The 22,662-nt window shown below is 65.7% G+C and carries 19 protein-coding genes and 1 riboswitch; of the genes, 2 read left to right on the top strand and 17 right to left on the bottom strand.

Annotated features, from left to right (window positions below; translation table 11 throughout):
* Positions 1–8: 8 nt before the first annotated feature.
* The 12 genes from ACCQ03_RS04250 to ACCQ03_RS04195 form a co-directional block, all read right to left on the bottom strand.
* Complete coding sequence (locus tag ACCQ03_RS04250; RefSeq protein ID WP_017156726.1) at positions 9–725, bottom strand: response regulator; 717 nt, start codon at positions 723–725, stop codon at positions 9–11.
* A complete protein-coding gene (locus ACCQ03_RS04245; protein ID WP_057679709.1) occupies positions 715–3,375 on the bottom strand; it encodes a DUF4118 domain-containing protein in 2,661 nt (886 codons plus the stop codon). The genes ACCQ03_RS04250 and ACCQ03_RS04245 overlap by 11 nt, the downstream gene beginning before the upstream one ends.
* Positions 3,376–3,423: 48 nt before the next feature.
* Positions 3,424–4,053 carry a potassium-transporting ATPase subunit KdpC gene (gene kdpC / locus ACCQ03_RS04240; RefSeq protein ID WP_057679708.1) on the bottom strand — a complete coding sequence of 210 codons (630 nt, stop codon included), beginning with the start codon at positions 4,051–4,053 and terminating at the stop codon, positions 3,424–3,426.
* 40 nt (positions 4,054–4,093) lie between these two features.
* Positions 4,094–6,142 (bottom strand): potassium-transporting ATPase subunit KdpB, encoded by a 2,049-nt coding sequence (kdpB, locus tag ACCQ03_RS04235; protein ID WP_150145541.1) that lies wholly within the window; start codon positions 6,140–6,142, stop codon positions 4,094–4,096.
* A gap of 12 nt (positions 6,143–6,154) precedes the next feature.
* Entirely contained in the window at positions 6,155–7,948 is a 1,794-nt protein-coding gene (gene kdpA / locus ACCQ03_RS04230; protein WP_057677502.1) for a potassium-transporting ATPase subunit KdpA, read from the bottom strand.
* Between the two features lie 15 nt (positions 7,949–7,963).
* Positions 7,964–8,056, bottom strand: coding sequence for a potassium-transporting ATPase subunit F (locus tag ACCQ03_RS04225; protein WP_005910961.1), 93 nt, complete (start codon positions 8,054–8,056; stop codon positions 7,964–7,966).
* A gap of 788 nt (positions 8,057–8,844) precedes the next feature.
* A complete protein-coding gene (locus ACCQ03_RS04220; RefSeq protein ID WP_209225707.1) occupies positions 8,845–10,425 on the bottom strand; it encodes a CocE/NonD family hydrolase in 1,581 nt (526 codons plus the stop codon).
* Positions 10,426–10,883: 458 nt separating this feature from the next.
* The gene (gene thiL / locus ACCQ03_RS04215) at positions 10,884–11,858 is read right to left on the bottom strand and encodes a thiamine-phosphate kinase (RefSeq protein ID WP_057687022.1); all 975 of its coding nucleotides are present in this window, start codon (positions 11,856–11,858) and stop codon (positions 10,884–10,886) included.
* Positions 11,859–12,080: 222 nt separating this feature from the next.
* Complete coding sequence (gene nusB / locus ACCQ03_RS04210) at positions 12,081–12,551, bottom strand: transcription antitermination factor NusB (protein WP_007968663.1); 471 nt, start codon at positions 12,549–12,551, stop codon at positions 12,081–12,083.
* On the bottom strand, positions 12,548–13,012 hold the full coding sequence (ribH, locus tag ACCQ03_RS04205) for a 6,7-dimethyl-8-ribityllumazine synthase (RefSeq protein ID WP_003490334.1): 465 nt from the start codon (positions 13,010–13,012) through the stop codon (positions 12,548–12,550). Before ribH ends, nusB begins: the two co-directional genes overlap by 4 nt.
* A 334-nt stretch (positions 13,013–13,346) precedes the next feature.
* A complete protein-coding gene (gene ribB / locus ACCQ03_RS04200; protein WP_057677775.1) occupies positions 13,347–14,486 on the bottom strand; it encodes a 3,4-dihydroxy-2-butanone-4-phosphate synthase in 1,140 nt (379 codons plus the stop codon).
* Positions 14,483–15,085 (bottom strand): riboflavin synthase, encoded by a 603-nt coding sequence (locus ACCQ03_RS04195; RefSeq protein ID WP_005920959.1) that lies wholly within the window; start codon positions 15,083–15,085, stop codon positions 14,483–14,485. The genes ribB and ACCQ03_RS04195 overlap by 4 nt, the downstream gene beginning before the upstream one ends.
* Positions 15,086–15,253: 168 nt before the next feature.
* Positions 15,254–15,431: riboswitch (FMN riboswitch) on the bottom strand.
* A 219-nt stretch (positions 15,432–15,650) separates the two neighbouring features.
* Between ACCQ03_RS04195 and ACCQ03_RS04190 the strand changes: the two genes are divergently transcribed.
* Positions 15,651–16,289, top strand: a complete 639-nt coding sequence (locus tag ACCQ03_RS04190; RefSeq protein WP_057677774.1) for an outer membrane beta-barrel protein — start codon at positions 15,651–15,653, stop codon at positions 16,287–16,289.
* A 209-nt stretch (positions 16,290–16,498) separates the two neighbouring features.
* Here ACCQ03_RS04190 and ribD read toward each other — a convergent pair whose 3' ends face one another.
* The 5 genes from ribD to ACCQ03_RS04165 all read right to left on the bottom strand — a co-directional run bounded on the left by ribD (position 16,499) and on the right by ACCQ03_RS04165 (position 20,664).
* Positions 16,499–17,614 (bottom strand): bifunctional diaminohydroxyphosphoribosylaminopyrimidine deaminase/5-amino-6-(5-phosphoribosylamino)uracil reductase RibD, encoded by a 1,116-nt coding sequence (gene ribD, locus ACCQ03_RS04185; RefSeq protein WP_057677773.1) that lies wholly within the window; start codon positions 17,612–17,614, stop codon positions 16,499–16,501.
* Entirely contained in the window at positions 17,607–18,095 is a 489-nt protein-coding gene (locus ACCQ03_RS04180; RefSeq protein WP_039574625.1) for a GNAT family N-acetyltransferase, read from the bottom strand. The genes ribD and ACCQ03_RS04180 overlap by 8 nt, the downstream gene beginning before the upstream one ends.
* Positions 18,092–18,616, bottom strand: a complete 525-nt coding sequence (nrdR, locus tag ACCQ03_RS04175) for a transcriptional regulator NrdR (protein WP_003490311.1) — start codon at positions 18,614–18,616, stop codon at positions 18,092–18,094. Before nrdR ends, ACCQ03_RS04180 begins: the two co-directional genes overlap by 4 nt.
* Before the next feature lie 102 nt (positions 18,617–18,718).
* On the bottom strand, positions 18,719–19,972 hold the full coding sequence (gene glyA / locus ACCQ03_RS04170; protein WP_057677772.1) for a serine hydroxymethyltransferase: 1,254 nt from the start codon (positions 19,970–19,972) through the stop codon (positions 18,719–18,721).
* 197 nt (positions 19,973–20,169) lie between these two features.
* The gene (locus ACCQ03_RS04165; protein WP_057677771.1) at positions 20,170–20,664 is read right to left on the bottom strand and encodes an RcnB family protein; all 495 of its coding nucleotides are present in this window, start codon (positions 20,662–20,664) and stop codon (positions 20,170–20,172) included.
* A gap of 224 nt (positions 20,665–20,888) precedes the next feature.
* Here ACCQ03_RS04165 and ettA point away from each other — a divergent pair, with 224 nt between their 5' ends.
* Positions 20,889–22,550 carry an energy-dependent translational throttle protein EttA gene (ettA, locus tag ACCQ03_RS04160; protein ID WP_005910999.1) on the top strand — a complete coding sequence of 554 codons (1,662 nt, stop codon included), beginning with the start codon at positions 20,889–20,891 and terminating at the stop codon, positions 22,548–22,550.
* The last annotated feature ends 112 nt before the right edge of the window (positions 22,551–22,662 follow it).

Genomic DNA, 22,662 nt, shown 5'->3' with positions numbered 1-22,662 from the left:
CGCAGGATTCACCGCATCCCCCCGATAAACCGCAACCCCACGCCCGGTTCGGTGACAATGTAGTGAGGGTCGGCCGCATCGTCCTGCAGTTTCTGGCGCAATTTGCCGACCAGGATGCGCAGGTAGTGGGTGTCTTCTTCGTGGGTGGGGCCCCACACTTCGCGCAACAACTGCGGTTGGGTGACCACGCGGCCGGCGTGTTTCAGCAGCAGTGCGAGCAAGGCGTATTCCTTGCGGCTCAGCGGCACGGGCTCGCCGTCGAGGGTGACCTCGCGCAGGCCCAGATGGATATGCAGCCGGCCATCGTCGAACACGCTTTCTTCCACCGTGCTGCCGGCGCCGGCCTGGCGCAGCAGCGCGCGGATGCGGGCCATCAGTTCCTGCACGCCGAAGGGTTTGGTGACGTAGTCGTTGGCACCGGCATCGAGCGCGGCGACCTTTTCGGTTTCGCCGGCGCGCACGGTCAGCATGATCACCGGCACGTTGGACCACTGGCGGATCTCGCGCAGCACTTCATGCCCATCGCGATCGGGCAGGCCGATGTCCAGCACCACCAGTTCGGCGCCCTGCCCGGCCAGCAAGGCCAGGCCTTCTTCGCCGGTACCGGCCTGCAGCACGCGGTAGCCCTGCGCACGCAGGCTGATATCGAGGAAACGACGGATCTGCGGCTCGTCGTCGACGATCAGCACGCGGGCGGGCGGGATGGCGGTGAGGTCAGTCGGCATCGGGGCGAGGTGGCGCGGCGGGAACGAGCAACGGCAGCGTAATGCGGATCGTGGTGCCGTGACCATGCGCGCCTGCCAATGCCTCCACGCTGCCCCCGTGTGCGCCGATCATGCCCTGGCAGATGGCAAGACCCAAGCCGGTGCCGTTGCGCCCGCGGTCGCCGCGCTCCACGCTGTAGAACATGTCGAAGATCCGCGCACGCTCGTCTTCGGGTATGCCCGGCCCCTGGTCGCCGATGTCGATCTGCAATGCGCCGGCGCGCAGCTGTGCGTGCACGGTCACCGGCACGCCGGCTGGCGAGAATTTCGCCGCATTTTCCAGCACGTTGAAGATGGCCTGTTCCACCAGAGCCGGGTGCACCCAGATTGCCGGCAGGTCGGCGGCCAGGTGCAGTTGCAGGCGCACCTCCGGCTGGTAGCGCTGCAGGCGGCGGGTGGCCGAGCCGATCAATTCGTCGACGCCGATCCAGTCGCGATTCAAGGTCAGGCCGGTGTGGCCGAGCCGGGTCATGTCCAGCAGGTTCTGGATGTAGCGATCCAGCCGCTCGCCTTCGAGCTGGATGGTGTCGAGCAGGCTGTGGCGGTCGTGCGCGTCCATCGCATCGCCGTAGCTAGCCAGGCTGCTGGCCGAGCCGATCATCGAGGCCAGCGGCGAACGTAGATCGTGCGAAACCGACGAGAGCAGGGCCGAACGCAGGCGCTCGGTTTCGCCACTGACGCGCGCACCCTCCAGATCGGCGACCAGGCGCGTGCGCAACGCGGCCTGGCCGATGTCTTCCACCATCGCCTCGGCCAGGCGGCGTTGTTCCAGGCCGGGCCGTTGCAGGGCCTGCCGAAAGCGCAGCGCGGCCACCCCCAGGGTGCCGCGCTCGTGGCGCACCGGCAGGCACCACCACTGTGCCCCGGCCAGGGTGTCGGTGAAGCGTCCGGCGGGCTGGCCGTGGCGCTGGGCCCAGTCGGCGGCGCTGCGATCGAGCGCACCGAGGCTGGTGGGCGCGTCGCTTTCGCGCTGCTCCAGGCGCAGCCAGACGTCGGCATCCAGCGCAGTGGTCAGCGCGCGACGGCCGGCTTCCAGCACCTGCCCCAGATCGGCGGCGGTGCTGAGCTGGCGGCCCAGCGCCTGCAACGCGTTGGCGTGCGCATTGGCCGCGCGCAAGGCCAGTACCTGGCTGCGCAGGCGCGAGGCCAGCCGGCCGGCGACCAGCGCGGCGATCAGGAACAGGCAGACCGTCACCACGCCCTGGCGCGCGCTGATCTGCAAGGTGAAACGCGGTTCGATGAAGAAGAAGTTGTAGGCGACAAAACTCAGCAATGCGGCAACCACCGCAGCGGCCATGCGGGTGCGCGAGGCCACCAGCACCACCGCGACGATGAACACCATCGACAGGTCGTCGATGTCGGTCCAGCGTTGCAGCAACCACGCCACCCCCACCGCGCCCGCTGCGGCGATCGCAGCGAACGCCATGTCGTAACGCTGCAGCCATTGGCGCGGATTGCGCCAGCGTTTGCGCGCACGTGCGCGCGCATCGGCGGAGCTGACGATGACCAATTCGTAATGCGCGCCACGTTGCAGCAATTGCTGGGTCAGCGTGCGGTTGAACATGCGCGCCAGCGGGCGCTCGCGGGTGCGCCCCAGCACCAGGGTGGAGATGCCGTTTTGCGAAGCGAAATCCAGCAAGGCGTCGGCCACGTTGGCGCCGTGCAGCAGCGCGGTGTCGCCACCGAGACGATGGGCGAGCGCGAATGCGCGATCGATTTCCAGCTGCCAGGCCGCATCGGCCACGGTGCGGGTCTGTACGGTGACCACCGTCCACGGTGCATCGCGCCGCTCCGACAGGCGCCGCGCTACGCGCACCAGATAATCCGAGCTGCCACGGCCATCGATGGCCACCACCACGCGGCGTCGCAACGCGGCGGTGCCAGGCAGGCCGCGCGCGGCCTGGGTATCGCGCAGATCGCTGTCGACGCGGTCGGCGGCGGTCTGCATCGCCAGCTCGCGCAACGCGGTGAGGTTGGAAGGCGAGAAAAATGCCTGCAATGCCTGCGTGGCCTGCTCGGGCAGATACACCTTGCCCTGCTGCAGGCGTTCGATCAGCTCACGTGGCGGCAGGTCCACCAGCACGATGTCGCGCAGGCGGTCGAACACGGCATCGGGCACGGTCTCGGACACGCGCACGCCGGTGATGCGCAGCACGATGTCGTTGAGGCTTTCCAGGTGCTGGATGTTGACCGTGGTGTAGACGTCAATGCCGGCATCGAGCAGCTCCACGATGTCTTGCCAGCGCCGTTCGTGGCGGCTGCCCGGCACGTTGCGGTGCGCCAGCTCGTCGATCAGGGCCAGCCGCGGCTTGCGCGCCAGCAAGGCATCCAGATCCAGTTCCTCCAGCATGCGGCCCTGGTAGCTGACCCGGGCCCGCGGCAGCAGCGGCAAGCCTTCCAGCAGCGCCGCGGTTTCGCTGCGCCCGTGCGTTTCCACCACGCCGGCGACCACATCCATGCCCTGGCGCAGGCGCTCGCGCGCCCGCGACAACATGGCGTAGGTCTTGCCGACCCCGGGCGCGGCGCCCAGGAACACCGTCAGCCGCCCGCCGTGTTCGCGCTGTAATTCGCCGATCAGGGCGTCGGCTTGCTGGGTGCGGGCGTCGTTCATCGAGAATCGGGAATCGGGAATCGCAGAGCGTACAGCTGCGTGATGTTCCTAGTGCGCTTGCTTCACACCATTCGCCATTCCCGGCTCCCCATTCCCAGCTCGATCAAGCGCCAGATTCAACGCCAACACATTCACCCGCTGCTGCCCAAGCAGTCCGAACTGTGGCGCTTCGGTCGCCGCTTGCACGAGCGCAGCAACGCGTTGCTCCGGCCAGCCGCGTGTGGCGGCCACGCGGCGGATCTGCACCTGTGCGCCGGCCGGGCTCAGGTGCGGGTCCAGGCCGCTGCCGGATTGCGTCAGCAGCTCGCCCGGTACGGCCTCTGGCGCGATACCGTCGCGTGCGGCCACTTGCGCACGCGTGGTCGCGATACGGGCCAGCAAATCAGGATTGGAGCGGGCCTGGTTGCTGCCGGCCGCGGCGGTGAGGTCGTACTTGGCCGCCGACGGCCGCGGCTGGAAATAGCGCGCATCGGTAAACGGCTGGGCCACCAGCGCCGAACCAACCACGCGCGCATCGATGCGCACCAGCGAGCCGGTGGCCTGCTCGGAGAACAGCGCCCCGGTGATGCCGGTGGCGATCAGCGAATAGGCCAGACCCAACCCGAACAAGGTGAACACCGCGAGCATCAGCGAACCGCGCAGGACACCGTCGTCGCGTAACGGCAAGGAAGAAGACATGGACATGTTCCCGGAAGTAGAAAGGTGCTTCACACGCAACTCAGACGCCGAAGACGGCGACCAGCGCCAGATCGATCACTTTGATCGCAGCGAACGGCAGCAACACGCCACCCACGCCGTAGATCAGCATGTTCCGGCGCAGCAGCGCGGTAGCGCTGGAAGGACGAAAACGCACGCCGCGCAATGCCAGCGGAATCAATGCCGGAATGATCAACGCATTGAAGATCAGCGCCGCCAGCACCGCATGGCGCGGGCTGGAGAGCTGCATCACGTTGAGCGCGGCCATCGACGGGATGGCGGCGGCAAATAGCGCCGGCAGGATCGCGAAGTACTTGGAAACGTCGTTGGCCAGCGAGAAGGTGGTCAACGCGCCACGCGTGATCAGCTGCTGCTTGCCCACTTCCACCACCGCCAGCAGCTTGGCCGGATCCGAATCCAGATCCACCATGTTGCCGGCTTCCTTGGCAGCCTGCGTGCCGGAGTTCATCGCCAGGCCCACGTCGGCCTGCGCGAGCGCCGGGGCGTCGTTGGTGCCGTCGCCGACCATCGCCACCAACCGTCCGCCTGTCTGTTCGGCACGGATGCGTGCCAGCTTGTCTTCCGGGCGGGCCTGGGCGATGTAGTCGTCCACGCCGGCTTCGGCGGCGATTGCGGCAGCAGTGAGCGGGTTGTCGCCGGTGATCATCACCGTCTTGATGCCCATCGCACGCAACTGCGCGAACTTTTCCTTGATGCCCTGCTTGACCACGTCGCTCAACTCGACCACACCGAGCACATGCCGGCCCTCGGCCACCAGCAACGGTGTGGCACCGCCACGTGCGACTTCCTCGATACGGCCCTGCAGTTCCGGCGAGACCGTCGCGCCCTGCGCCTGCACATACGCCACGATCGCATCGCCGGCGCCCTTGCGGATGCTGCGCCCGCCGATATCGACACCGGACATGCGCGTCTGCGCGGTGAACGCGATGAAATGCCCACCCTCGGCTTCCACTGCGACCGCACCTTGCTGACGCGCCAGCTTGACGATGGACTTGCCTTCCGGCGTCGGATCGGCCAGCGAGGCGAGCATGGCCGCATCGCGCAGTTGCGTGCGGTCCACGCCGGCCAGCGGATGGAACGCGGTGGCCTGGCGGTCGCCGTAGGTAATGGTGCCGGTCTTGTCGAGCAGCAGCACATCCACGTCGCCGGCCACTTCCACCGCCTTGCCGGATTTGGCCAATACATTGGCCGACAGCGCGCGGTTCATACCGGCGATACCGATCGCCGGCAACAGCCCGCCGATGGTGGTCGGGATCAGGCACACCAGCAGCGCGATCAGCAGCAGCGGATCCAGCGTGACGCCGACAAAGCCCGCAATCGCCGGCAACGATGCCACCACGATCAAGAACGTCAGCGTCATCGCGGCCAGCAACAAGGTCAGCGCGATTTCGTTCGGCGTCTTTTGCCGGTTGGCGCCTTCCACCAAGGCAATCATGCGATCGAGAAAGCTGTGCCCGGGCTCGGCGGTGACCTTGAACACGATCTCGTCGGAGAGCACGCGGGTACCACCGATCACGCCGCTGCGATCGGTGCCGGCCTCGCGCAATACCGGCGCCGATTCGCCGGTCACCGCCGCTTCGTTGATGGTGGCAACACCGCGCACGATCTCGCCATCGGCCGGCACGAATTCGCCTTCGGACACCATGACGTAATCGCCCGGACGCAACTCCGCTGCCGGCACGCGCGTTTCGCGGCCACCAAGAGCGGTTTCCACCCTGCGTGCCACCAGGTCCTTGCGCGCACGCCGTAGCGACGCGGCCTGGCCGCGGCCACGCGCTTCGGCGATGGCTTCGGCAAAATTACCGAACAGCACGGTGACGAACAGAATCGTCGTCACCGCCCAGCCGAAGCCGGCATGCGAATGCCCGCTGGCGGTGATCACCGCCGCCAGCACCGTGCCACCCATCACCACCGCCATCACCGGGCTGCGCAGCAGATGCCGCGGCGCCAACTTGGCAAAAGCCGCACGCATCGCCGCAACCAGCACGGCGGCATCGAACAACGCTGCGTCACCGCGCGCGCGTTTTTCAGTCGTATCGATCGTAGACATTGCTCAAAACTCTCAGGACGCCGCCAGGGCGAGGTGTTCAGCGATAGGACCCAGCACCAGTGCCGGCATGAACTGCAGCACGGTCAGCACGATCACGATTGCCATCAGGGTCAGCGCAAAGGTGGGTGTTTCGACCTGCAGGCTGCCGGCCGACTCCGGCGCACGCCGCTTGACTGCCATGCGTGCGGCCACCATCAACGGCAGGATCAATGCCGGATACCGGCCCAGCGCCAGCACCACCGAACAGCTCAGATTCCACCAGTACGTGGCATCGCCCAGACCTTCGAAACCCGAGCCGTTGTTGGCGAATGCAGAGGTGTACTCGTAGAACACCTGGCTGATGCCATGGAAGCCGGGGTTGGAATTGGCAGTCAATGCCGGCATTGCCAGCGCCACTGCGGTAAAGCCCAACACCACCAGCGGCTGCAGCAGGATCAACAGCGCCAGCAACTGCACTTCGCGCGATTCGATCTTGCGGCCGAACAACTCCGGCGTGCGTCCGGTCATCAAACCGGCCAGGAACACGCTCAGCAACAGATACACCACGAACTGCTGCAGACCACAGCCGATGCCGCCCCAGATGGCGTTGATCAGCATGTCGACCAGCGTGACCAGGCCACTCAACGGCGCCAACGAATCATGCATCGCATTGACCGAACCATTGGAGGTCTGCGTGGTCAACGCCGCCCACAATGCAGAGGCATCGGCACCGATGCGCACTTCCTTGCCTTCCATCAGCGCCGGCGAGTTCGCGCTGGCCGAATGCGCTTCGGACCACAGCAACAATGCGGTGGACGCGGCCGACATCGTCAACATCGTGCCGAACACCAACGCCGTCAGCCGCTTGCGCCCGGTCAGATAGCCGACCATGAACACCACGCTCATCGGCAGCAGGACCAACGCGAGCGTTTCGAGCAGATTGCTCAACGGCGTGGGGTTTTCCAGCGCCACCGAACTATTGGGGCCATACCAGCCACCGCCATTGGTGCCGAGCTGTTTCACCGCCACCATCGCTGCAACCGGACCCACCGCAATGGTCTGCTTGGGCATGCCCGCGCTGCTATCCAACGGCGTCGCGGTCGCCGCGCCCTGCAATGTCGACGGCACGCCCTGCCAGCCAAGCAGCACGGTCCACAGCAGGCACAGCGGCAACAACACGCGCACGCTGGAGCGAATCACGTCGGCCCAGTAATTGCCGACGTCTGCTTCAGGCAGGGCTTCCAATCCCGACCCGCCGTGCTGGCGCCCCGGACGCGACGGTTCCGGCTCCGCAATCTCCGCCACGGCCGCCGTGTCCGAATTCGGTGCAACAACCGACGCCTGTTTGGCTGCACGTCCACCGAACAACGCCCGCAGCGTCGCCACCGCCAACGCCAAGCCCATCATCGGCGTCACCACCTGCAGGCCGACGATGCCGGTCATCTGCGCCAGATACGACAACTGCGCCTGGCCAGAATAGTGCTGCTGGTTGGTATTGGTGAGAAACGACACCATGGTGTGCAGCGCGGTGTCCCAGCGCATGTTGGGGATGGCGTCCGGGTTGAACGGCAGCCACGCCTGGGTCATGAACACCACCCAGGTCAGCAGACCGACGACCAGGTTGCTGAGCAGAAATGCCATGCTGTACCCGCGCCACGACATGCCCTGCTGCGGGCGCGTGCCAAGCAAGGCGTACAACGGCCGTTCGATCCAGCCGAACAGCATGTCGCCGCGCATCGGTGCACCGCGCATCACGGCAGCCAGATAACGGCCCAGAGGCCACGCCAGCACGATGGCCAGCGCGTACACAAGAAAAGTTTCAGTCATTGGAGCGCACTCGGATCAGAAGTCTTCGGGCCGCAGCACCACGTACAGCAGGTACGCAGCAGCAACGAGTACGGCCACGCCGCACAACAGGGACAACCAGCCAGGCATGTCGGTCACTCCCCTATCTGCGCGCACGGCGGCGCGATAAGTGCGATGTGCAACGGCGTCGGCCGCGTGTGCGTGCCAACATGGCAAAGCGCTGCCGCACCGTGCGCGCAGCGCCGATGGAGCAGACAGGTCAAGGGATGCATCGGAATCGTCCACGGCGGAACCGCTCCGCCAACCTGCGCAGTCTCTGCCTGGGCCGCGTAAAGTCGCTATGGACCTGAATTGGCCATCGCGTAAATTCCGCATAAATCACCCGTAGCGGCTGATCTCGGGGGTCTTGGCCGCAGGCCAAGGCCCGCGAAGATCAGGTAGCGGTAAACGAGAAGCGTCACGAGCGGTGCGCCCCCCCCTGTACCTTCTGCGTTAGGGCTGAACCACTTTGGCTGGCCATCAGCGTCTCTCTGTCGCGGGCGATGGGTCTTTGGCGACGGGCTTCGCGTGAATTGACTGAACCTCAGAAGATCGAGCCTGCAGCAGCCAACCGAACGCAGGTCGTGTACATGACCGTTGCCTCGCTGTTCCGAATCGCCTCCCAGCTCATCGATGCACGCGAGTGCCGGGCAATCGTGGTGAAGAAATGCATTGCAGGCCCGCAATGCCCTCGTGCATCGCTCTCACGTAGAGAGCGATCAACTGGACGGACCACTGCAAGCGCACCGTTGCCGGGGCTTGCGCGGCATGGATGCCGCGCCCTAAAGCTGCCAGGATCTAGCTGCAGCGTCTGCGTGGATGCTGGCAAGGACCTGCGGCAAAAGCGCAGCGCTGCAGCTGTCAGGTCCCGGCGCGCGTTACCGCAGCGGCAGGTTCAATACCGATGGCGCTGCAGCTGGCGAGGTGAATGTCAGCGTACCGCCGCCGTCGCTGGCATCGGTATAGCGCGCATCGCGTGTGTCGATCACCAAGACCAGCCGCTGCCCTGCCGGAATCTCGGTTGCCGCCGCCTGCAATGGCCAGTCCAGGGTGACTGCGCGGCCCGGCGTGGCATTGCGCAACGAGTACGGTGCATGCGTGATCAGTTGCGCAACGCCCAAGCCATCCATGCGGTACAGATACGCGAACAGACTTACCTTCGATTGACTGGGCACCACGGTCACACGTAGCGACGGGCTACCGGCCAGGCGCCGGGTGCTGTTCGATGGCGAGCCCACCCACACCGCGGCACCGGCGCGGTTGACCCGCGGAATGGAGGTGCTCACCGGCAGGCCGATGCCTTGCAGCAAACCGCTGACCAGCACCACCCCGGAATCGGCCACGGTCGGCACGTCGGTGGCGATGCGCGATTGCCAGCCGCTGGACGTCCCGCCGGTCAATCCACCGGTGGGGCTCAGCAAGCCGGTTGGTGCGGACAGACCCAGCTGTGTCGTGGCCTGTTGCACCGATGCCCAGTCCGGATAGTCCAGCCATTGCCCGGCACGTGGCGACAGCCGCACCGGTGCTTCTGCGTCCACGCCGTTGCGAAGCTGCTTGAGGTGGCGATCGAACCAGCGCGTGGTCGCTGTATAGATCTCATTTGGCAATCCCAATACGCCGGGCAGCTCTGCGGTGGCGTGATCGCCCTGGCTGAGCAGCAGTTGTTTGGGGCCACGCAACTGGTTGAAGAAGGCGATGGTCTGGTTCGGCGGAAACAATCCGTCGTTGAAGGCATTTCCCAGCAAAACCGCGGTACCGCGCGCGTTGAGCGCTGCCACATCGGTCGCAGGGCTGCGCGAGGCGGCCTGCGGCAGGAAGCCCTGCACCGCGCCGTCGTAATCGCCTTGCGCCACGCGTGCGCCGATCTGCGCCAGATCCGGGCCGGGCCGGCCGGTCAGTGCGCCTGCACCCACCAGCAGCCCGACGCCCTGCTGGCTGACCGTACGATTGGAATACAGCGACGCTTCCAGATCGGCCCAGCCGCTGAGCGCAGCCACGGCCTTGATCCGCGGGTCGCGCTCGGCCGCCAGCAGGCTGATGCCTGCCCCGTACGAAATGCCCGACGCGCCGATCGCATTCGGGTTGGCCGGCGTATGCGCCAACGCCCAGTCGATCACCGCGCTGACGTCTTCCACCGTGTCCGGCCCGGCGATATCGATCTGCCCAGCCGAATCCCAGAACCCGCGCGAGGTATAGCTGACCACCACATAGCCATCGCTGGCCAGTTGGGTGGCGCGGCCCAGATATTCCAGATTGGGCAACGACCAGCTGGCGGGCATCACGATCAGCGGAAACGGCCCGGCGCCCTGCCCTTGCGGCACCAGCACCAAGGCCCCCATTTGGGCCCCGTTCCAGCCGGGGATGCGTTCATAGGTCTTGCTGAAGGCGCCCGCCACGGCCGACGCCGATGCCAACAGCAACGCCAGTGCGACGATGCTCCCGATCCAACGCTTGCTCATGCTGCTTCTCCCAGGCAAAGCCGAGCCGGGATGGCCCAGCGGCAACTGCGATGCATCCGTGGTTCGGGGGAGAACGTGGCGAACGTACCAGACGGTACGGTATGGCTCAAGGGCCGGGATTCGGGATTCGGGATTCGGGATTCGGGATTCGGGATTCGGGATTCGGGATTCGGGAAGCGAGAGGCGGCATCGCGCCTAGCTCGGCCGACATGGACTCATCGTGCAGGACTGGCAGGATCACGCGGGCTCGCTGCCTTCTCCCGCCTGCGGGAGAAGGTGCCCGGAGGGCGGATGAGGGCGCTGGCAGCACCCGTTGTTCCCGATGCGCTCCACCCAACTTCGCAGAAGGCGCCACCGCAGCAATCCAATACGGCACCCAGCGATCAACGCAGCGCCATCGTCTCAGCGCAGCGCACCGACACCGCCCGTCTCCACTGCACACGCTCCAACCCCACGCATCAGCCAACGAAATGCTGATAGCCGCGCTGCGGTGGGTGCCAGGGGCTGCCCTCGGCGTCGTGCACCACCACACCGGGCGCGGCGACAATCTGGCCGATGCGCGTTGCAGCCACCTTTGCAAATTCCATTGCCTGCGCCACCGCATCGCGATGCTGCGGCGCGGCGGTGAAACACAGCTCGTAATCGTCGCCACCGCCGAGTTGCCAGCCCAGGCACTGCTCCACGTCAATTCCGGCCCTGCGCGGCATTGCCGGCAAGGCCGCAAGCAACAGACGCGCACCCACGCCGCTGCGCTCGCACAGGTGCCCTAGATCGGCCAGCAGCCCGTCGGAAATGTCCACGCACGCATGCGCAAGCCCGCGCAGGCGCAGCCCCGCCTGTACACGGGGCTGCGGACGCAGCAGGCGGCCACGCCAGCGCTCGTGCAACGGGTCGGTAGCCGCGCAGGTCACATCCAGCTGGCCGGCCTGCCACAACGCCAACGCGGCGGCGGCTTCACCCGGCGCGCCGGTCACCCACACATCATCGCCAACGCGCGCGCCGTCGCGCCGCAATGCTGCGCCCGGCGGCAAGCTGCCGATCGCCGTCACCGCGCACGAGAGCGGCCCACGCGTGGTGTCGCCACCGACCAGCACAATGTCGTGCGCATCGGCCAGCGCGAAGAAGCCATCGGCAAACCCATCCACCCATGCCGCATCGTCGTGCGGCAACGACAGCGACAAGGTGCACCAACGCGGTTGCGCGCCCATCGCCGCCAGATCGGAGAGATTGACAGCCAGCGTCTTCCAGCCCAGGTCGTCAGCACGCGTCTCGTGCGGAAAATGCACGCCTGCATTGAGCGTATCGGCGGTGATCGCCAACTGCTCGCCGGCTGGCGGCTGCAGCAACGCCGCATCGTCGCCAATGCCCAACGGCACATCGGCACGCGCCGCAATGCGCGCACGCAGACGGGCAATTAGATCGAATTCGGGCATTTGAAGGGCTGGGATTGGGAATTGGGCATTCGGGATTCGTAGCAGCGGGCTTTGCAAGATGCGGCAAGATGGCGGATTAGCTGCACCATCGAACGATATGCAGCGCGGGCATGGCCGCTCACCCCAACGGTCGAACCGCTCAAATGCGCACGGTTGCACCGCGCATCGGCAGGACCGTCAATCTCTGCAAATCCCGAATCACGAATGCCCAATCTCGGCGCTTCAGGCGCCCGACTCCACCTTGCGCCACTCCACCGCCGCGCGGTCCAGTACCCCGTTGACGTAGGTGTGGCCGTGCTCGGAGCCGAAGCGCTTGGCGGTTTCGATCGCTTCGTTGATCACCACGCGGTACGGCACATCCTGGCGGTACAGCAACTCGTAGGCGGCCAGACGCAGCACGGCGCGTTCGATCGCATCGACCTCTTCCACGCTGCGATCCAGATACGGCGTCAGCGCGGTATCCAGCTCGGCGCGGTTGCTCAGCACGCCTTCCACCAGGTTCTCGAAGTACGCCAGATCGGCCACTTCGTGCGCCTGCTCGTGCGCGAACTGGGCGATCACCTGCTTGGCGAAACCGCCGGAGATCTGCCAGGCATAGACCGCCTGCAAGGCGCGCCGACGTGCGCGCGACCGCAGCACCGGGTCGATGCCGTCGCGACGGCCGTGGCGCGAATGTCCACCGGGCTTGCTCATGGCAACAACTCCATCAAATTCACCAGTTCCAGCGCTGCAAGCGCGCACTCCTCGCCTTTATTGCCGTGGCTGCCGCCGGCACGGGCTTCGGCATCTTCCACGCGTTCGACCGCCAGCACGCCGTTGAGCACCGGCACGCCGGTCTGCAGCTGCACGCTCATCAGGCCTTCGGCGCACAGGTCGGCCACGTGCTCGTAATGGCGGGTATCGCCACGAATCACGCAGCCCAGCGCGATGATCGCGCCGTGCTGGCCGGACTGCGCCACGCGATTGGCCGCGATAGGGATCTCCCAGGCACCCGGCACGCGGATCACGTCGATGGCATCTTCGCCGATGCCGTTGCCGGCCAGGCTCTGGCGCGCGCCGGCAACCAGCACGTCGGTGATACGGGCATTCCAGCGGCTGGCGATGATCGCAAAGCGCGCGGTGGTGGGGCGAAGATCGCCTTCGTAGTGGGTCATGCGGGTCGGCAACTCGAGGGGGCGGGAAGTTTAACAGCTGCCGGGCCCAGGCCTGGCCGACGCGTGTGGGCCGGGCCGGACAAAGCAGACCCGGCCATGCGCTTCGACAATACAGGGCACGGCGATCGACGAAGGTATCGATGGCATCGCCCAGCGCCCCCAGGCGTTTGCGCCTGCAACCGGCCGGGCAGCCTACGGCTGGAATCGGCAGCCGACACCAGGCCACTTCAGCGCCGGCACGCGCGGCGCTTGCTGACAGCCGCGCACCGCCGGCTACCCGATGGTCGAGACCACCGGGACCGGCCTTTAACTGCGGCAACGGCTCGCAGCCATGTCAGGGAACGGCGGACGGCGGCACCGAGCGCACGCCTTCACCGGCATGGCATTCCAGATACTCGACCACCTCCAGCCCGAACCCGGCCAGCCCCACCTGGCGCCGAGGGGTGCCCAGCACGCGCAACTTGCCCAGGCCGAGGTCGGCCAGGATCTGCGCACCGGCGCCGTTGCGCCGCCACTGACTCACGTCCTTGGCATTGGCGGCGGCTTCGGGCTGCTGGCGCAGCCGTGCCAGCAGCGATTCGCTGTCGCGTGGCGCCGACAGCACCACCATCACGCCCTGCCCTTCGGCGGCGATCGCGCGCAAGGCGTCGGTGGCTGCCACGCCAAAGTCATCGCGCTGCCAATGCAGCAGGTCGGCCAACGGGTTTTCCACCTGCACGCGTACCAGCGTCGGCGTGTGTGGATCGGCGCGACCGCGCACCAGCGCAAAGTGCAGGTCATGCGCGATGCGGTCGCGGTAGGTCACCAGCTTGAACGGGCCGAACTCGGTGGTGATCTGCCGCTCGTCCACGCGCTCGACGGTGTGCTCATTGGCAAGCCGGTAGGCGATCAGGTCGGCGATCGAGCCCATTTTCAGCCCATGCTCGCGCGCGAACACTTCCAGCTGCGGGCGACGCGCCATGCTGCCGTCCGGGTTGAGCACTTCCACCAGCACACCGGCCGGTTCCAGCCCGGCCAGCATCGGCAAGTCGCTGGCCGCTTCGGTGTGGCCGGCACGGGTCAGCACGCCACCGGGCTGGGAGATCAACGGGAAGATATGCCCGGGCTGGCTCAGATCCTGCGGCCGGGCATCCGGGCGTACGGCGGTACGCACGGTGTGCGCGCGGTCGTAGGCGGAAATGCCGGTGGTGACGCCTTCGGCCGCTTCGATGCTGACGGTGAAGTTGGTCTGGAACTGCGCGGTGTTGTTGCGCACCATCGGCGCCAGACCCAGCTGCGCGCAGCGCTCGCGGGTCAGCGACAGGCACACCAGCCCGCGCGCGTGGGTGACCATGAAGTTGATGTCCGACGGCTTCACCAACTCGGCGGCCATGATCAGATCGCCTTCGTTTTCGCGGTCTTCGTCATCGACGATGACCACCATGCGTCCGGCGCGCAGTTCTTCGATCAGTTCCGGAACGGGTGCGAAATTCATGCCGCCCCCCGCGTGCCGAGCAGGCGCTCCACATAGCGCGCCACCAGATCGATTTCCAGGTTCACCGCCGCACCGACCGCAGTCTGCGCAAACGCGGTGTGGGCCACGGTATGCGGAATCAGCGCGACCTCGAAGCCGTCTTCGTCTACGTCATTGACGGTGAGGCTCACGCCGTCCACGCAGATCGAGCCCTTCTTGGCCACATAGCGCAACACCGACGCCGGCGCGGCAAACCGCCAGCGCTGCGCACGCGCATCGTCATGGACCGACTGCACCTGGCCCAGGCCATCCACATGTCCGCTGACCAGGTGTCCGCCAAGCCGGTCGGTGGGCCGCATCGCGCGCTCCAGATTGAGCAGTGCGCCCTCTGGCAACGCGCCCAGGGTGGTCAGCGACAGCGTCTCGGTCGAGGCATCGGCCTGAAAACTGGCCGCGTCAAACGCAATCACGGTCAGGCACACGCCATTGACGGCGATGCTTTCGCCCAACTGGACCGCTTCGAACGGCAGCGTGCCGGTGGCGAAGGTGAAACGCACATCGCCGCCCTGCGGCTGTCGCGCGGCCAGTTGGCCGACGCCTTCGATGATGCCGGTGAACATCAGCGTGCCCCCGCTTGCAGCAGCAAGGCTGCCGTGATGGAGCGCTGGAAGGCCGCGGCGCAGCGCGGCAGGTGGTGCATGGACATTAGTCGTTTCTCGCAGGAGTTGAGCGAAAAACGCCGCAAGGCAAAGCAAACAGGCGCGCGCACAGCCGCAAGGCTGAGCGTTGGCCGTCTTCTTTCATCCGGACTATACCGTCGGCTCCGGCATCGGACCGGATCTGCTGACCTTGCACATCAGGGTCTCGCGTTGGTTCGCTCAACCCTGGAGTGCAAGCGCTCGCGGGCTCGCGTGCTTGCGCACGCCTACCGCCGGTGGGGAATCGCACCCCGCCCTGAAGACGTTCGTGAGTACCGGCGAACCGGCGCGCAGAGTTTAACAGGGCACATCGGCGCGATTGCCGAGTGGGAGCCAAGGCTGGCAGGACACTGCGTCATGTCGGGAAATCCCCCATAGCCAGGATTGTGAAGGATCTGTTAATTTACGCGCCGCGACGGGAGACGTCGTTCTTTTCCACCTCGCAACGGGGTGGAGACACGGACATCAATTCGGAGAGAGACATCCAATGCGTAACACCCTGATTCTGGCTGCCCTGCTGGCTGCCGCACCGTTTGCCGCATCTGCGGAAGGAATGAGCTACACCTATGTGGAAGCCGGCTATGCCAATCTGAAGAGCGATGGCGTGGACGCAATGTCCGGCGCCTATGCGCGGGGCTCGTTCGCGATTGCTCCGCAGGTCTTCGTCTTCGGCAGCTACAGCCGCGTCTCTGACACCCAGCGCTTCGATTTTGGCTTTCCTGGTGATGAAGACGAATTACGGCTCAAGTACACGATCACTCAGCCGGAAATCGGCATCGGTTACCACATGGAGTTCACCGAAAAGCTAGATTTCGTGGCTGACGCTGCTTACCAGCAGTTGGAAGTGAAAGCGAAAGTCTCCAGCAGCACGTCGAGCGACTCCGACAAGGCCAACGTGGATGTGGCCCGCATCACTGCAGGTGTCCGTGGGAAACCTTCGCCGCGCACCGAAGCCTGGCTGAAGGCCGGCTATTTTCATTTTAACGGCGGTGGCCAGAACGAGGGCAAAGCCGCTGGTATCGCGGGGCTGCAGGTCAACCTGACGCCGATGTGGGGCATCGTCGGCGAGATGCAGTTCTACGATAGCAACCGTCAAGGCACCATCGGCGTCCGCGCCAGCTTCTGATCGCGGCATCGTGCGGTATCCAGAAGGCCCCGCATGCGGGGCCTTCTGCGTTATGGGCATGGATGGCTGTCAGGCCAGACCCAGACGCTCCCCCCGCCCACTGACTTTAACGTGCAACGCGCGCTTGGGACGCGGCAGACCACTCGCGCGATACGCTTGCCAGACTGCGGCGTCGCCTCCCAGCAGACCGCGCGCAGATGCCCGCCCTCTTACAAGGCGGCAGAGGAGAGCGGCACATAGCGCAACCGCAGGTCCTGCTGCAGCTGCCGCGCCTCCACCAACTGCAGCGGATAGCGCTGCGCCATCGTCTCGATGCCGAGCCCGGCCAACAAGGGCCTGGCGGTGTCGCCCAGCAGGACCGGCGCAAGGTACACCAGCAGCTCGTCGATCAATCCTGTTTGCACTAGCGCACCACTCAGGGTCGCCCCGGCTTCCACGTGCAGCTCGTTGATGCCGCGCTCGGCCAGCAGCTGCAACACTGTCGGCAGCGCAAAGCGTCCGTCCTGCAGCGGCAGGCCGAGAAACTCCGCATCGTCGTGCGGTGGCGGCGTCAGCGACTCGTCATGCAGGTACAGCGTCGCTGCGTCCCCCGTACGGATATTGCCGCACGCCAACGTCCGCAGCCCAGCATCGAGCACCACCCGCAGCGGCGGCTGCACGGGGGTGTCGTCGCCCAGCCGCACCGTCATCGACGGATCGTCGGCCAACACCGTGCCAGCACCGGTGAGGATTGCCCCGGCACGCGCACGCCAGCGCTGTACGTCTGCACGTGCGTCGGCACCGGTAATCCATTTGGATTGGCCGCTGGCCAGCGCCGTACGTCCATCCAGGCTGGCGCCGAGTTTGACCCGCAACCACGGCCGCCCACGCTCCACCCGCGACAGGAAGCCCTGATTGAGCGTGCGCGCCTGCGCTTCCATCACGCCGCTCAGCACGTCGATCCCGGCCTCGCGCAGCAGCGCAAACCCACCGCCATTGACCTGCGGAAACGGGTCGGCCATTGCCGCAACCACCCGCGCAACGCCGGCCTCGATCAATGCCAGCGCGCATGGCGGGGTACGCCCATAGTGCGCGCATGGCTCCAGCGTCACATACGCGGTGGCACCGCGCGCCAACTCACCGGCTGCACGCAGCGCGAAGACTTCGGCATGCGGGCCGCCAGCACGTTGATGAAAGCCCTCGCCCACGCAGACGCCATCGCGCACGATCACGCAGCCCACCATCGGATTGGGCCGGGTGGTGTAGGCGCCGCGTTCGGCCAGGCGCAAGGCATGCGCCATCCAGCGATGATCATCGGCACTGGCCGTCGTTGTGGCCTCACGCATTGCATGGCACTCCCGGCACGATGCGCATCACCACGATCTGCATCGGGCCCAGCAGGAACTCGGTATGTGTCTGCCATCCCAGGCGCTGGTAGAACGGCACCAATCCCGGCTGGCAATACAGGTAGAGCAGCGGCACGCCCAACTGCGCGGCGGCCTGCACACAGTGCGCCACCAACGCCTCGCCAATGCCCTGCCCGCGCGCCTGCGGCTGCACATACAACGACGCCAACCACGGCGACCATTGCCGAATGCGTGCGTCGTCATTTTCGAGCAGGCTCACCGAACCCAGCCACTGTGTTTGATCCAGCGCCACCCAGGTGGTCGGAATGACGCCATCGCGCGCATGGCTGCGCAATTCGCGCAGCGCCTCATCGATATTCCATTCCGGCAACAGCGCGCCGAAGGCCTGTAGATGCGCTTGCGCAATCGCAGGCAGGTACTGCGGCGTTTGCGCAACGCAGGCAATGCGCATCGCGCTCATCGCTTGCCGGGTTTGCCGGCACGTTCCAATGCCGCTTCCAGCAGCGGCAGTTGCTCGCTGCCGACCGGCAGCTCGCGTTCGAGCTTTTCGATTTCCTCGCGGAAATCGGCCACGTCCTGAAAACTGCGATACACCGAAGCAAAGCGCACATAGCCGACATGATCGAGCTTGCGCAGCTCCACCATCACGTATTCGCCTACCCGCAGCGAACCCACTTCGCGCTCGCCGGACATGCGCAGCTGGTGCACCACCGCACGCACCGCCGCCTCGATCTGCTCTTCGGCCACCGGCCGCTTTTGCAGCGCGCGGTCGAAGCTGGTGCGCAGCTTGCGTGCATCGAACGCCTCGCGTCCACCATCGCTCTTGACCACGGTGGGCAGCTTCAGTTCGATCGTTTCCAGCGTACTGAACCGCTCGCCGCACGCCTCGCACTCGCGGCGCCGACGGATCGTCGTACCGTCTTCGGACACCCGCGAATCGATCACGCGGGTATCGTTGTGCTGGCAGAAGGGGCAATGCATTAGGTGGCCGGGATTTGGGATTGGGGATTGGGGATTGGCAACAGCACAAGCAATAACGCGCGGTTAGCGCATTCAGAATCCCGAATCACCAATCCCGGCATTTCAGCCATACACCGGATAGCGCTTGCACTGCGCGGTCACGGCATCGCGCACCTTCGCCAGCACGGCTTCGTCGGTTGGCGCGTCGAGCACGTCGGCGATCCAGTTAGCCAGGTCGATACTGTCCTGTTCCTGATAACCGCGCGTGGTGATCGCCGGAGTGCCCAGGCGCAGACCGGAAGTGACGAACGGCGAGCGCGGGTCGTTGGGGACCGAATTCTTGTTGACGGTGATGTGCGCCTTGCCGAGCGCAGCTTCGGCGTCCTTGCCGGAGACATCGCGACCGATCATGTCCACCAGCATCAGGTGGTTCTCGGTGCCGCCGGAGACGATCTTGTAGCCGCGCGCAATGAGCGTATTGGCCATCGCCTGGGCGTTCTTGACCACTTGTTGCTGATAGGTCTTGAACGCCGGCTCCAGCGCCTCCTTGAACGCCACCGCCTTGGCCGCGATGACGTGCATCAGCGGGCCGCCCTGGATGCCGGGGAACACGATCGACTGCAGCTTTTTCTGCAGCTCTTCGCTGGCGCCCTCGGCGACGATGATGCCGCCACGCGGGCCACGCAGTGTCTTGTGCGTGGTCGAGGTGACCACGTGCGCATGTTCCATCGGGCTGGGGTACACCCCGGCGGCGACCAGCCCGGCAATGTGGGCCATGTCCACGAACAAATAGGCACCGACGCTGTCGGCGATGGCGCGGAAGCGGGCCCAGTCGATCTTCTGCGAATACGCAGAGAAACCGGCCACCACCATCTTGGGCTTGTGTTCCGTCGCCAGGCGCTGGACCTCGTCGTAGTCGATCAGGCCCTGCTCGTTGACGCCGTACTGCACCGCGTTGAACAGCTTGCCGGAGACGTTGACCTTGGCGCCGTGGGTCAGGTGACCGCCATGCGCCAGGCTCATGCCCAGGATGGTGTCGCCCGGCTGCAGCAGTGCCAGATACACTGCCTGGTTGGCCTGGGACCCGCTGTGCGGCTGGACGTTCGCATAATCGGCGCCGAACACCTGCTTGATGCGGTCGATCGCCAGTTGTTCGGCAATGTCGACGAACTCGCAGCCACCGTAGTAGCGCTTGCCCGGATAGCCTTCGGCGTACTTGTTGGTCAGCTGGCTGCCCTGCGCTTCCATCACCAGCGGGCTGCAATAGTTTTCGCTGGCGATCAGCTCGACATGATCCTCCTGGCGGCCGGCTTCAGCAGCGATGGCCTTGGCCAGTTCGGGGTCGTAGGTTTCCAGTCGGACATCGCGCGAGAACATTCCAAGCTCCGGGGCAGCTATTGCCAATAGGGTTGCCGATTGTAAGCCCCTGCCGCACGGGTGACCAATCGCGCAGCCAGCGCCGCCTGTGCGCCCGCCCTGAGTTCATGACAAAGGCGCACCCGAAGGTGCGCCCTTGTGTGATGACTGAACCGATTGCCGGCCGCGGCCGGGAAGGACCCGGCGGCCGCGCCGGGTTAGTTGTTGAGCACCAGGTCGGCAATGATGCCGGTAGCGATGGCCACCAGCAGCAGATTGCCGCGGTCGTCGCGCTGCCAGCGGTAGCCGTACGGCGGGCGGCGCAGGTCATAGCGGTCGTAATCGTTCACCACATAGACCGGGCCGTGGTAGCGCTGGCCACGGGCCCAATACGGACGCGGCGGCGGGCCGGCGCGGTAGTACGCCGGACGATCGTAGACGTAGACGCGATTGCGGTCGTAGCGGCGGTCCTGGTAGCGGGCATCGCGGTAGCCCTCGCGATAGCCATTGCTGTAGTAGCGACGGTCCTGGCGCCACTCGCGACGGTCGTCACGGCGGTCATCGCGCCAGTCTCGTCGATCATGGACATGGTGACGGTCAGGGCCGCGGCGATCGTGGTCGCGGTCCCAATCTCCGGCGAACGCAGCAGGTGCGAAGGCACCCAGCGCCAGGATGGAGGAAAGCACAACGGTAACGATGCGTTTGCGGTTCATGACAGTTCCTGTTCGCGGTGTCGTAATTTCATTAAGAGGCGGACCGCCTTAACGCATTCTTGCTGGAATCGATTACGAAAAAGCCTATTCAGGTCGCAAGCAAGGTGCCGTTTAGCTGCAGGGGTGCTGCCGCGACCCAAGCCACTTGCCCGTATAATTGGCGCAACCCCTTTTCCGCTGCCTCCGGCCTCGGCCGGCGGGCTGCCTGCGTCCACGGAGCCCCCATGTCGCAATACATCTACACCATGAACCGCGTCAGCAAGGTGGTCCCGCCCAAGCGGCAGATCATCAAGGACATCTCGCTGAGCTTTTTCCCGGGCGCCAAGATCGGCCTGCTGGGCCTGAACGGCGCGGGCAAGTCCACGGTACTGAAGATCATGGCCGGGGTGGACACCGATTTCGAAGGCGAGGCGCGCCCACAACCGGGCATCAAGGTCGGCTACCTGGCGCAGGAACCGCAGCTCAACCCCGAGCACACCGTGCGTGAGGCGGTGGAAGAAGGCGTGGGCGATGTGCTGCAGGCCCAGGCCGCGCTGGATGCGGTGTATCTGGCCTATGCCGAAGAAGGCGCTGACTTCGATGCGCTGGCCAAGGAACAGGAACGCCTGGAAGCGATCCTGGCCGCCGGCGATGCGCATACGCTGGAAAACCAACTGGACGTAGCCGCCGATGCGCTGCGCCTGCCGCCGTGGGACGCCATCGTGGGCAAGCTCTCCGGTGGTGAAAAGCGCCGCGTGGCGCTGTGCCGCCTGCTGCTGCAGAAGCCGGACATGCTGCTGCTCGACGAACCCACCAACCACCTGGACGCCGAGTCGGTGGAATGGCTGGAGCAGTTCCTGGCGCGCTACACCGGCACCGTGGTGGCGGTGACCCACGATCGCTACTTCCTGGACAACGCCGCCGAGTGGATCCTGGAACTGGACCGCGGCCGCGGCATTCCGTGGAAGGGCAACTACACCGACTGGCTGACCCAGAAGGACGAGCGCCTCAAGCAGGAAGACAACCAGGAAAAGTCTCGCCAGAAAGCGATCCAGAAGGAACTGGAATGGTCGCGGCAGAACGCCAAGGGCGGCCGCACCAAGGGCAAGGCGCGTCTGGCCCGCCTGGAAGAGCTGCAGTCGGTCGATTACCAGAAGCGCAACGAAACCAACGAGATCTTCATCCCGCCGGGCGAGCGCCTGGGCAATGCGGTGATGGAGTTCAAGAACGTGTCCAAGAAGTTCGGCGACCGCCTGTTGATCGACAACCTGTCGATGATCGTGCCGCCGGGCGCCATCGTCGGCATCATCGGCCCCAACGGTGCCGGTAAGTCGACCCTGTTCAAGATGATTACCGGCCAGGAGAAGCCGGACTCCGGCGAGATCGTGGTCGGACCGACCGTGCAGCTGTCCTACGTGGACCAGAGCCGCGACGCGCTGGAAGGCAACCACAACGTGTTCCAGGAAATCGCTGGCGGCCTGGACATCCTCAACATCAACGGCATCGAAATCCAGTCGCGCGCCTATATCGGCCGCTTCAACTTCAAGGGCCAGGACCAGCAGAAGATGGTCGGTTCGCTGTCCGGTGGCGAGCGCGGTCGCCTGCACATGGCCAAGACCCTGCTGCAGGGCGGCAACGTGCTGCTGCTGGACGAACCGTCCAACGACCTGGACATCGAAACCCTGCGTGCGCTGGAAGATGCGTTGCTGGAGTTCCCCGGCAACACCTTCGTGATTTCGCATGACCGCTGGTTCCTGGACCGTATCGCCACGCACATCCTGGCCTTCGAAGGCGACTCGCACGTGGAGTTCTTCCAGGGCAACTATCGCGAGTACGAGGAAGACAAGCGCCGCCGAATGGGCGACGACGCCGGCCCGAAGCGTTTGCGCTTCAAGGCGTTGAAGTAAGTCGCCGTCGGAGTAGAAGAAAGGGCGCCGAAAGGCGCCTTTTTTTGGGGCGAAGTAAACGGACAGATGCCTGGCTGTCGGCTGCTACCGCCGTCCGCCCGCGCCTGTGCAC

The sequence above is a fragment of the Xanthomonas sp. NCPPB 3569 genome (genome assembly GCF_041475645.2).
Taxonomy (GTDB): Bacteria; Pseudomonadota; Gammaproteobacteria; order Xanthomonadales; family Xanthomonadaceae; genus Xanthomonas; species Xanthomonas phaseoli.
The sequence above is the reverse complement of the archived record's forward strand: the minus strand, read 5'-3'. Positions and strand labels throughout refer to the sequence as shown.

Coding starts and splice junctions, on each gene's coding strand:
- ribH (WP_003490334.1), bottom strand. CDS start 13,012: ATGACCCACTACGAAGGCGATCTTCGCCCCACCACCGCGCGCTTTGCG.
- ribD (WP_057677773.1), bottom strand. CDS start 17,614: ATGCGTGAGGCCACAACGACGGCCAGTGCCGATGATCATCGCTGGATG.
- ACCQ03_RS04180 (WP_039574625.1), bottom strand. CDS start 18,095: ATGAGCGCGATGCGCATTGCCTGCGTTGCGCAAACGCCGCAGTACCTG.
- kdpA (WP_057677502.1), bottom strand. CDS start 7,948: ATGACTGAAACTTTTCTTGTGTACGCGCTGGCCATCGTGCTGGCGTGG.
- nusB (WP_007968663.1), bottom strand. CDS start 12,551: ATGAGCAAGCCCGGTGGACATTCGCGCCACGGCCGTCGCGACGGCATC.
- nrdR (WP_003490311.1), bottom strand. CDS start 18,616: ATGCATTGCCCCTTCTGCCAGCACAACGATACCCGCGTGATCGATTCG.
- ettA (WP_005910999.1), top strand. CDS start 20,889: ATGTCGCAATACATCTACACCATGAACCGCGTCAGCAAGGTGGTCCCG.
- ACCQ03_RS04165 (WP_057677771.1), bottom strand. CDS start 20,664: ATGAACCGCAAACGCATCGTTACCGTTGTGCTTTCCTCCATCCTGGCG.
- ACCQ03_RS04195 (WP_005920959.1), bottom strand. CDS start 15,085: ATGTTCACCGGCATCATCGAAGGCGTCGGCCAACTGGCCGCGCGACAG.
- kdpB (WP_150145541.1), bottom strand. CDS start 6,142: ATGTCTACGATCGATACGACTGAAAAACGCGCGCGCGGTGACGCAGCG.
- ACCQ03_RS04225 (WP_005910961.1), bottom strand. CDS start 8,056: ATGCCTGGCTGGTTGTCCCTGTTGTGCGGCGTGGCCGTACTCGTTGCT.
- glyA (WP_057677772.1), bottom strand. CDS start 19,972: ATGTTCTCGCGCGATGTCCGACTGGAAACCTACGACCCCGAACTGGCC.
- thiL (WP_057687022.1), bottom strand. CDS start 11,858: ATGCCCGAATTCGATCTAATTGCCCGTCTGCGTGCGCGCATTGCGGCG.
- ACCQ03_RS04250 (WP_017156726.1), bottom strand. CDS start 725: ATGCCGACTGACCTCACCGCCATCCCGCCCGCCCGCGTGCTGATCGTC.
- ACCQ03_RS04190 (WP_057677774.1), top strand. CDS start 15,651: ATGCGTAACACCCTGATTCTGGCTGCCCTGCTGGCTGCCGCACCGTTT.
- kdpC (WP_057679708.1), bottom strand. CDS start 4,053: ATGTCTTCTTCCTTGCCGTTACGCGACGACGGTGTCCTGCGCGGTTCG.
- ACCQ03_RS04245 (WP_057679709.1), bottom strand. CDS start 3,375: ATGAACGACGCCCGCACCCAGCAAGCCGACGCCCTGATCGGCGAATTA.
- ACCQ03_RS04220 (WP_209225707.1), bottom strand. CDS start 10,425: ATGAGCAAGCGTTGGATCGGGAGCATCGTCGCACTGGCGTTGCTGTTG.
- ribB (WP_057677775.1), bottom strand. CDS start 14,486: ATGAATTTCGCACCCGTTCCGGAACTGATCGAAGAACTGCGCGCCGGA.